Source organism: Xanthomarina sp. (assembly GCF_035306705.1).
Lineage (GTDB): Bacteria > Bacteroidota > Bacteroidia > Flavobacteriales > Flavobacteriaceae > Xanthomarina.
In genome coordinates this window covers 1-9,207 of sequence record NZ_DATGNO010000128.1, presented here as the reverse complement: position 1 = coordinate 9,207, position 9,207 = coordinate 1, and the positions used below count along the sequence as shown (strand labels likewise).

General features: G+C 32.2%; 10 protein-coding genes and 1 pseudogene. 7 read left to right on the top strand and 4 right to left on the bottom strand.

Translation table 11 applies throughout. The annotated features are described in order from the left end of the window. Positions 1-217: pseudogene (locus VKY47_RS10680) on the top strand (glucose-1-phosphate thymidylyltransferase); the annotation flags it as partial. A 212-nt stretch (positions 218-429) separates the two neighbouring features. Continuing rightward, positions 430-1,128: a lysoplasmalogenase family protein gene (locus VKY47_RS10675; protein WP_324312692.1), complete on the top strand. Its 699-nt coding sequence runs from the start codon at positions 430-432 to the stop codon at positions 1,126-1,128. Position 1,129: 1 nt separating this feature from the next. Here VKY47_RS10675 and VKY47_RS10670 read toward each other — a convergent pair whose 3' ends face one another. Continuing rightward, on the bottom strand, positions 1,130-2,719 hold the full coding sequence (locus VKY47_RS10670; protein WP_324312690.1) for an ABC transporter substrate-binding protein: 1,590 nt from the start codon (positions 2,717-2,719) through the stop codon (positions 1,130-1,132). A gap of 55 nt (positions 2,720-2,774) precedes the next feature. Between VKY47_RS10670 and VKY47_RS10665 the strand changes: the two genes are divergently transcribed. After that, complete coding sequence (locus tag VKY47_RS10665; RefSeq protein ID WP_324312689.1) at positions 2,775-3,617, top strand: T9SS type A sorting domain-containing protein; 843 nt, start codon at positions 2,775-2,777, stop codon at positions 3,615-3,617. Between the two features lie 199 nt (positions 3,618-3,816). Beyond that, positions 3,817-5,142, top strand: a complete 1,326-nt coding sequence (mtaB, locus tag VKY47_RS10660; protein ID WP_324312687.1) for a tRNA (N(6)-L-threonylcarbamoyladenosine(37)-C(2))-methylthiotransferase MtaB — start codon at positions 3,817-3,819, stop codon at positions 5,140-5,142. Between the two features lie 62 nt (positions 5,143-5,204). Here the strand turns inward: mtaB and VKY47_RS10655 are convergent, their stop codons facing one another. Then, positions 5,205-5,501 (bottom strand): N-acetyltransferase, encoded by a 297-nt coding sequence (locus VKY47_RS10655; protein ID WP_324312686.1) that lies wholly within the window; start codon positions 5,499-5,501, stop codon positions 5,205-5,207. Positions 5,502-5,620: 119 nt separating this feature from the next. Here VKY47_RS10655 and VKY47_RS10650 point away from each other — a divergent pair, with 119 nt between their 5' ends. Both VKY47_RS10650 and VKY47_RS10645 read left to right on the top strand, forming a co-directional pair. After that, the gene (locus VKY47_RS10650; protein WP_324312685.1) at positions 5,621-6,295 is read left to right on the top strand and encodes an alpha/beta fold hydrolase; all 675 of its coding nucleotides are present in this window, start codon (positions 5,621-5,623) and stop codon (positions 6,293-6,295) included. Positions 6,296-6,336: 41 nt separating this feature from the next. Then, positions 6,337-7,266, top strand: a complete 930-nt coding sequence (locus tag VKY47_RS10645) for a lytic transglycosylase domain-containing protein (RefSeq protein WP_324312683.1) — start codon at positions 6,337-6,339, stop codon at positions 7,264-7,266. Between the two features lie 100 nt (positions 7,267-7,366). Here the strand turns inward: VKY47_RS10645 and VKY47_RS10640 are convergent, their stop codons facing one another. Together VKY47_RS10640 and VKY47_RS10635 are read right to left on the bottom strand one after the other, a co-directional pair. After that, positions 7,367-7,939 (bottom strand): tetratricopeptide repeat protein, encoded by a 573-nt coding sequence (locus VKY47_RS10640; RefSeq protein ID WP_324312682.1) that lies wholly within the window; start codon positions 7,937-7,939, stop codon positions 7,367-7,369. Continuing rightward, a complete protein-coding gene (locus tag VKY47_RS10635) occupies positions 7,929-8,825 on the bottom strand; it encodes a DUF6263 family protein (RefSeq protein WP_324312680.1) in 897 nt (298 codons plus the stop codon). Before VKY47_RS10635 ends, VKY47_RS10640 begins: the two co-directional genes overlap by 11 nt. 169 nt (positions 8,826-8,994) lie before the next feature. On the opposite strand from VKY47_RS10635, the gene rpmH reads away from it, so the two are divergent. After that, entirely contained in the window at positions 8,995-9,156 is a 162-nt protein-coding gene (rpmH, locus tag VKY47_RS10630) for a 50S ribosomal protein L34 (RefSeq protein ID WP_324312679.1), read from the top strand. Positions 9,157-9,207: the final 51 nt, after the last annotated feature.

Genomic DNA, 9,207 nt, shown 5'->3' with positions numbered 1-9,207 from the left:
AGGCGTAAATGCCAATATTTTTGGAAGTGGTTTTCCAAGAAATTTTGTGCCAAGTTTTTCTTGGGGAGGAAGCTCTGGGTTTACAACCTATCTAACAAAAAAAGCGTTTGAAGTTGCCCAAGTAGTTATGTCTAGAAGGGGTGTTGAGTTTACCGATGAGGATGCTGCGATTTTAGAGCATGTTTTTGAAGATACAAAAAAATTTAGAAGAGACTAAAAGTACAAACAACGTTTCATAAAATGGTTAGCAGTTTCAAAATGAAGTAATTAAACAATATTTAAAAATTTCGTTTTGCAACTATAAGTTATTTACTAAATGTGCTTTTTTAAACTTCTTCAGAATTTAGTAAATGACAACATAAAGAATAAAGCGCATTTTATCGAAGATTTGATTACTTTTACCGACAATTAAATTTTCATAACTTTTATATGCCTAACCTTAAATTTAAAAATGTAAAACAGTTTACACTTATATTTTTTTTAGTGTTAGCTGTAGACATTACGGTAAAATTATATTGTCCAATGAGGTTTAGGTATTTCACTAAACCCTTATTAATTATACTTCTGTTATTCTTTTATTATCAACAAAAGGAAGCTAACAACAAAAGGGACCAATTATGGGTGTTTTTGGCATTAAGCTGCTTTTTGCTTGGCGATATTTTTATTATTAATCATCTCAATCCAGTGCTTTTGAGTGCAAGTTTGGTTTTTTTTACTCTTGGGAAGATGTTTTTTAGTATCAAATTCCTTCATAAAGAAGATTTTAATGTGGTTCGGTTAATTCCATTCTCTATGCTTCTTTTTGCCTATATTTTTCTTTTAGTTGGGTATGTTTATGAAGATCTTAATGTCTTCTTTTTAGCAGCAATAATTAGTTTCTTTTTTACATTAGTAATATTTCAATTTGCTTTTTTAAGGAAGGGAGTTTTTTCTTTAAAAAGTTATAACTACGTGTTTTTTGGTGTTTTTCTATTTCTTATAAGTGAAAGTATTATGGCCATAAAAACTTTTAAATATGGAATGCCTTGTCAAGATTTTTTGATTATGTTGGCTTATGGTAGTTCGATATATTTTATGACTATGGGTATTCTTTTTGAAAAAGAAGGTGTAGAAGTAAGAGAGATTTAAATTAATTTTTCTTTACATACTTCAACTCCAATAAATTTATAGGATTAATACCTAGTCCTTCCACATTCTTTCTTGTAAAACGTACAACTTCATCATAAAAAAGAGGAACTATTGGAGTTTGCTCCATAACCAAACTATCCATTTTTGAATATAATTTTTCTCTTTCTAAGGTGTTTGTTTCCTTAAAAGCTTGCTCGTACCATAAATCGAATTGCTCATTTTTAAAATGTGTGTAATTTGGTCCGTTTGGCGCAAAGTTTTTGGAATAATATAAGGACAAATAATTTTCTGCATCGGGATAATCGGCTACCCAACTAGCTCTAAATATATCTAATTTTCCATTTGCTTTGGCATCTTTTAAAGTTGCGGCTGGCATAACATCTACCAGTACTTTAAGACCTATTTTTTGTAATTCACGTTGAATAAATTCACAAAAACTCAGATAATTACTGGTAGTAGTTATGGTAATCTCTGGATTTTGAATGCCAGTTTCTTTTTTAAACTGCTCAATTAATTGTTTGGCTTTTTCGGGTTGGTATGTAAAACCTATCGCTTCATTATAACCAGGTAAGCCTTTAGGGATAAAACCTCCATTAGCGGGAATACCAATGCCATTTCGTAAATAGATCATCATTTTATGTCTATCGAAGCCCAAATTTACTGCTTGTCTTAAAAGTGAAGACTTAATTTCTGGCATGTTAGAATCCATATAAAATGCTAAATATTCCGTATTTAAATAAGGACCTCTAATCATATTAACATCCTTCGCATACTGCTCTCTTAGTTCTCCTTTGGCAGTCAGGATTTCATCTTTATAAGAAGCGTCCAAGCCGGACACATAATCCAAGTTTCCCTGAGAAAATTGTAGAAACTCACTTTGTTTGTCGGGTAAAAAAGTGATGGCAACAGCTTCTAAATAAGGTAATTTATCTCCTTTATTATCAGTTTCGAAATAATAGTAATTTTTTCTAAAAACCAACTTGATGTTTTCTTCCCAACGTTTAAATTTGAAAGGACCCGTACCAATAGGATTTGAGCGAAAATCGGTATGGTAATGCTCCACAATTTCTTTTGGCACCACAGAACAATACTTCATGGTTAAAAGCCCTAGGAAGGCTGGAAATGCTTGTTTTAATTTTATTTGGAAGATGGTGTCATTTATAGCTTGAAAATTAGCCACTTTATTCAAAACCCAACTCCCAGGAGAAGCTACCTGTTTATCTAATAATCGATTAAAACTGTATTCGAAATCTGTAGCTCTTACCATTCTTGTAGAATCTTTTCCGAATAATGGATGTTTGTGGAAATAAACATCTGCTCTCAAGGTAAAGGAATATGTAAGTGCATCTTCAGAAATTTGCCAATTTTTAGCTATGCTGGGTTGCACATGAAGTTCCTCGTCCATTTGAACTAACCCATTAAACAGTTGGTTTACTGCCCAAATATCTGCATTGTCTTTGGCAAACGCTGGATCTAAGGAGCCTATATTTTTATGTTCGTTATAGCGAAAGACATTTAATAAACTTTTTTTCTTGCTATTACAACTAAAAAAAAATAAGAAAAGCAAGAAAAAAATGAGGGGATATTTCATTTATGAAATTAAAAGTTTATATTTAATTAATATTAATCTAACAAACCTTAAAATTATGAAAAAAAACTACATTCTTTCTTTATTTTTTGCAGTATGTTTTTTGCAAATGAATGCGCAGACTCCATGTTCGCAAAATAATCCTGCACCTGTAACTAGCATTATATACACTAACCCTCAGAGAGGAAATCCAATTGTGGCATTTGATTTGGTTGTAGATGCTAATACACAGTTTGATTTAACGACAGTTACTGTTAAAATGGCTACTGCAAATGGTGCAGCACTTAGCTCGACAGGAACGGTTAATGTTTATGGAAATGCTGTAAATATTCCAAGTACACTAATAGTATCGGAAACTATTTCGCCAACAGTGGTAACAAATGATCCTATTGGCTCTTTCGCTATTTATACGGTTACTTTTACTTTTAGCACACCCGTAGTTTTAGACAATTTATTAGGAGCTACGGATGCGACTTTTTGGGTTGGGTTTAGTATGGGTAATGCAGTTAATGGAGATACTGGCGTTACTGGTGGAGCTCTTGTAGCTGGCCTGCCATATGCCGTAAAAAGTGATAATACGGGAGTTTGGACATTATCAACTAGTAGCCCTCTTCTTGATGGAAACTATACCTTTGAAGGAACTTGTTCGTTAAGCATTAAAGATTATTCCTTGGACAATAGTATATCTGTTTACCCAAATCCTACAAACGATTTTGTAAATTTAGAGGTTTCTAATTCTGTTATTATTAAAAGTGTAGAATTATATAATATTATAGGAAAGCAAGTTTTAAAAACGGATAGTGTAAAAACTCTAGATTTATCTAATTTAGAGTCTGGGGTTTATTTGTTAAAGGTATCTACGGATCTTGGTAGTATGACTAAAAAAATAATTAGAAACTAAAGGATGTTTTTAGTTTAGAGTAATAAAAAGAGCGCTTTATTTATTTAAAGCGCTCTTTTTCATTAATTTTGTAAATTCTATCTTTCTGAAGAGGGATGGATGTTTAGTTATTTCAAAAACATAGCAGCTTTAAATTATTTTATTTCAAGAGCTGTCCAAATTTCAAACCGTTTCCAATTCAAGGAAATACAAATTGTTTATGAGAAAAAAAGTAGCATTTTATACACTAGGCTGTAAGCTTAATTTTTCGGAGACATCAACCATTGCTAGAAGCTTTAAAGATGAAGGCTTTGATCGTGTCGATTTTAACGATCCAGCAGATATATATGTCATAAATACATGTTCTGTAACAGAAAACGCAGATAAACGTTTTAAAACTATAGTAAAGCAGGCCCAAAAAAGCAATCCCAATGCGTTTGTGGCTGCTATAGGTTGTTACGCCCAATTAAAACCACAAGAACTAGCAGATGTTGATGGTGTAGACTTGGTTTTGGGTGCCACCGAAAAATTTAAGATAACAGATTATCTCAACGATTTAACTAAAAACGACTTTGGAGAAGTGCATTCCTGCGAAATAGATGAAGCCGATTTTTACGTAGGAAGCTATTCCTTTGGCGACAGAACCCGAGCCTTCCTTAAAGTGCAGGATGGTTGCGATTATAAATGTACCTATTGTACCATTCCGTTGGCAAGAGGTATTTCTAGGAGCGACACTTTGGAAGGTGTGCTGCATAATGCCAGAGAGATTTCTAAAAAGAATATCAAGGAAATAGTTCTTACTGGTGTAAATATTGGTGATTATGGGAAAGGTGAATTTGGAAATAAAAAACACGAACACACCTTTTTGGATTTAGTAAAAGGTTTGGATGAAGTTGAGGGCATTGAAAGACTTCGAATCTCATCCATAGAACCAAATTTGCTAAAAAACGAAACCATAGACTTTGTTTCTAAAAGCAAAACTTTTGTGCCTCATTTTCATATTCCTTTACAAAGTGGGAGCAATACTATTTTAAAGCTTATGCGCCGTAGATACATGAAGGAGCTCTATGTCGATCGTGTAGCAAGGATTAAGGAAACTATGCCTGATGCTTGTATTGGAGTTGATGTGATTGTTGGTTTTCCAGGAGAGACAGACGAACTGTTTTTGGAAACTTATAATTTTTTAAATGAACTGGATATCTCGTATTTGCATGTGTTTACCTATTCTGAAAGAGACAATACGGTAGCAGCATCTATGGATGGTGTTATTTCTAAAAGAGTAAGAGCTAAAAGAAGTAAAATGTTGAGAGGTTTATCTGTTAAAAAACGTCGTGCTTTTTATGAAGGTCAGATAGGATCTAAGCGTGAAGTGTTATTTGAAAACGAAAATAAAGAAGGTTATATCCAAGGATTTACTGAAAACTATGTGAAGGTAAAAGTGCCTTGGAATCCCGATCTCGTAAATACCTTACAAGAGGTAAAGCTAACAGAAATAGACCACGATGGCTTGATGCGATTGGAGTTTATAAATGAAATGGTTATTTAAAACCCAAAAAAAATCCGAAACTTAAAGGTTTCGGATTTTTTTATTTTATGCTTTGACTTGTGTTATATTCTAACTCCTACAGGCAGCATTCGCTTGTATTTTCTGTTTTTACGAACAAATTTTGCAATCTCCGGACTTGTAGGTACCACGCTTAAATTGCGTTCTTCAATATCCTTAAAAACAGTTGCTAAAAAATCATTTTGAAAATCTTCAGAATTGATCTCCTCTGGAATGATGAGCTTAGTTAAAAATATTTTGCGTTCTTGTAATGAATATTCAATTTTTGCTAAATGTTCATCAATTTTTAGCTCATATTGACGTAAAAAGTCATTGTCCACAAGTTCAGATGCTTCAATCATAGTAAGAATGTATTTATTTAATAGGAATTTTAGGAGTAAGTGCTATTTTTCAATAGTTTTGTGGTGCAAATTTACGAAAAATTATTGGTTTAATTTATTATTTCCCTACTTAAAAGCTTATGACTCAAGATATCATACATGTTTATTTCGTTCCTGGCATGGCAGCAAGTTCTTTAATTTTTGAACATATTAAATTGCCAGAAGCTCAATTTAAAACACACATGATAGAGTGGTTGCTACCTATTGATAATGAACTTATTAGTGACTACGCAAGGCGAATGAGCACACTAATTAAACATGATAATGTGGTATTAATTGGAGTGTCTTTTGGAGGTATTATTGTGCAAGAAATGAGTAGGTTTTTAACGGTTAAAAAGTTGATTATTATTTCTAGCGTAAAGACAAAATATGAGCTGCCAAAACGAATGAAATGGGCAAGAATTACAAAGGCTTATAAGTTAATGCCTACAAACTTGGTGAATAATATGGATACTTTAGTAAAGTATTCCTTTGGTAAAACCATAAAAAAACGTGTGGAATTATATAAGAAGTATCTCTCCGTGCCGAATAATTACTACTTAAGTTGGGCCTTGAAGCAGGTTGTTTGCTGGGATCAGGAAGCACCTATTCCAGGTACTATACATATTCATGGCGAAAAAGATCCTGTATTTCCACATAAATATATGGTGGACTGTATTACAATAAAAGGAGGAACTCACGTTATGATTATTAACAGATACAAATGGTTTAACAAAAATTTGCCAAAGTTGATTTTAGATGAAAAATTGGCTTAGAAATTGCTGTATAATTAGTAAATTTATAAAAACTACTTAAGATGAAATGGGTTAAAAACACATTGGCTTTTATTGGGTTGGCCAGTTTAATGATGATTTTCGCATATGCGATGCAAGATGCACCAACAGACGAAAATTTTGAAAAGAAATTGATAAACGATTACAATGTTTATGCAATTCAAATTCCAGATCATTTGAATTTTGCTGGAGAGGAAATTCCTTTAGACGATCCAGATGTATATGAACGTATGGATAGAGAGCTATTGGTAAATACCTATTGGCAATCTAATGGGTTATTGATGTTTAAGCGAGCTCATAAATATTTTCCGGTTATAGAGCCTATTTTGAAAAAACATGGCATTCCGGAAGATTTTAAATATCTAGCTGTTATAGAAAGTGGTTTAATGAATGTAGTTTCTCCCGCTGGAGCACGTGGAGTTTGGCAAATTATGCCTGCTACAGGGAAAGAGTATGGCATGGAAATTAACGAAAATATTGATGAACGTTATCATCTAGCAAAATCTACAGAAGTTGCTTGCCAATATTTAAAAAAGTCTAAGGAACAGCTAGGTTCTTGGACTTTAGCGGCAGCAGCCTATAATGCTGGTAATTTTGGGGTTTCCAAACGTTTAACAGAACAAGGTGTTACAGATTATTACGATTTGCTATTGGGAGAGGAAACTGGAAGATATTTATTTAGAATTGTAGCTTTAAAAGAAATTTTATCGAATCCGGATAAATATGGTTTTAACTTTAGGGTAAAAGATTTATACACAGAAATTCCAACCTATACCGTTAAAGTTGATACACCGATTACAGACTTTGCTGCTTTTGCAAAAAATTATGGAATAAACTATAAAATTTTAAAAATCCATAATCCATGGTTGAGAGAACCTCATTTAAATAATAAAACCAAAAAAGAATATCTTATAGAAATCCCTAAGGAAGGATATTACAATACAAAATCATAGATAGGTAATCAGGAAAAACAAAAAAGCTTAACTCCATTAAAAAGAGTTAAGCTTTTTTGTTTTTTATAAGTAGTTGTTAATTTACATCACTCAATAATTGTTACCTGCGTTTCCCAGCGCGTTGTTGTTTATGGCCTCCAAAATGCTGATTGGGCATTTGAGCTTTTTTCATATTATCCTTCATCATTTTAATCTGCTCGGTAAGCATGTTTCTTTTGTCTAGTTTTTGAGCTTCACTTAAAAGTATTTGAGCTTCAGCTTTTCGTCTTTTACTAAAAGCAATTCCTGCTAAATTTAATTTCGCCATGGCCAAATCATGATCCATGGACAAACCTAGAGCTACAGCTTTCTTAAAGTAGCGCTCAGCTTCGTTCATGTTCTCTTGGGAAACCATGATTCCATTAAGATAATTAAAATAACCTTGTTGTTTTTTTACTAAAGCAGTTTCTGGATTTTTTATTTTATTCAACCATTTTTGTGCTCCAGGAAAGTCTTGTTTTCGCAAGCGTAAAAAAGCCAATAGAATGATCTCGTTTTTAAAATACAGGAAAATAAAAATTGTAGATAACAGAAGATACATAATGCCATTACCTATAAAGCCTTCGGTAAATTGGTAAATAGCATAGGCAATTATTAATCCTGCAATAATTAATTTAAATACTTTATTGTACATATTTTTTAGTTTTATAAATTGTTTTCGATTTAATTGTTGTTGGTATTTCCAGTTTGCCCATTTGATCTGTAATGGATGTGCCTTGGGTATTGGAGGTAACAGTTATAAGTTCTGGAAAACCGGATTTCTTATTTGCTATAATTTCGGTTTCTTGGGTGCCTTTTAATTTCATAACATACGATTCTTCTTGGGAATTCATACTTATATTACTTTTACCACTTAATATAATGCTTTTGTTTATTTCTTTTAGGGTCCATGTGTTTTTGGCTATAAGATTTCCAGAAAAATTATTTGTCCATTGATCACCAACCGAAACTTTTTTTTCTGGATAACAATAGGTCATTTGCTCAAAGCTTCTAGAAAGACTTTCGTTACCATACTCTTTTTTGATAGCTTCAAACATAAGCTCTTTTGTGAATTCATCTTCAATTCCAGTCTTGTTAACCATTTTCTTTATCATGGCTTCCGTACCAGTAATTTTAACTATTTTCCCTGTTTTCAGCATTTCCATTTTTAAAACAGAATTAGTCAAACCAGCGAACATTTTAGCTTCAAAATTGCCTTCTTTTAGCTCCGTGCTGGTGTCCACATTCATCAATTCACCATAAATATTGGACATAGTTTTAATTTTTAGTCGTTTAAAACTAAAATTAATGACATAAGAACTATCTGTTTTTGCAGTGACAATCAAATTGAAATCGCATTCTAAATTGTTCAACATTTCGTGCTTAGAGCCGTTCATGTTTTGTACAATTTCTTGTGTTGCAACTTGTGTAATTATCAGGTTATCACCTATGTTAAGTTTGTATTCCAACGTTTCTTGACCAAACGTAATTTTGGAAAACAAGAGAAAACAAAGCGATAATTTAACTACAAAAAGGTTCATTTTAAAAGAGTTATTTTGATACTGCAAAGAAACTAAATTTTTATTGAAAAAATATTTTTAAAATAAGGTTTGTGAAATAAAAAAGGCTTCGTATATTTGCCCCCAGTTTTAGACATAGGGATAAAACAAATTGGATAGATAATAAAGAAGATTTTTAAAGATATAAGTAATGAGTAAAAGAACATTTCAGCCGTCAAAAAGAAAGAGAAAAAACAAACATGGCTTTAGAGAAAGAATGGCCTCTGCCAATGGTAGAAAAGTATTAGCTCGTAGAAGAGCTAAAGGAAGAAAGAAAATATCTGTGTCTTCTGATCCAAGTCATAAAAGATAATGATTAACAATTGTTAATATATAAAAGGTGTTACTTTACGGTAACGCCTTT

What these genes read in the sequence shown, in the direction of transcription:
- mtaB (WP_324312687.1), top strand. Translation starts at nt 3,817, where the DNA reads ATGAGAAAAAAAGTAGCATTTTATACACTAGGCTGTAAGCTTAATTTT.
- VKY47_RS10650 (WP_324312685.1), top strand. Translation starts at nt 5,621, where the DNA reads ATGACTCAAGATATCATACATGTTTATTTCGTTCCTGGCATGGCAGCA.
- VKY47_RS10675 (WP_324312692.1), top strand. Translation starts at nt 430, where the DNA reads ATGCCTAACCTTAAATTTAAAAATGTAAAACAGTTTACACTTATATTT.
- VKY47_RS10670 (WP_324312690.1), bottom strand. Translation starts at nt 2,719, where the DNA reads ATGAAATATCCCCTCATTTTTTTCTTGCTTTTCTTATTTTTTTTTAGT.
- VKY47_RS10640 (WP_324312682.1), bottom strand. Translation starts at nt 7,939, where the DNA reads ATGTACAATAAAGTATTTAAATTAATTATTGCAGGATTAATAATTGCC.
- rpmH (WP_324312679.1), top strand. Translation starts at nt 8,995, where the DNA reads ATGAGTAAAAGAACATTTCAGCCGTCAAAAAGAAAGAGAAAAAACAAA.
- VKY47_RS10665 (WP_324312689.1), top strand. Translation starts at nt 2,775, where the DNA reads ATGAAAAAAAACTACATTCTTTCTTTATTTTTTGCAGTATGTTTTTTG.
- VKY47_RS10645 (WP_324312683.1), top strand. Translation starts at nt 6,337, where the DNA reads ATGAAATGGGTTAAAAACACATTGGCTTTTATTGGGTTGGCCAGTTTA.
- VKY47_RS10635 (WP_324312680.1), bottom strand. Translation starts at nt 8,825, where the DNA reads ATGAACCTTTTTGTAGTTAAATTATCGCTTTGTTTTCTCTTGTTTTCC.
- VKY47_RS10655 (WP_324312686.1), bottom strand. Translation starts at nt 5,501, where the DNA reads ATGATTGAAGCATCTGAACTTGTGGACAATGACTTTTTACGTCAATAT.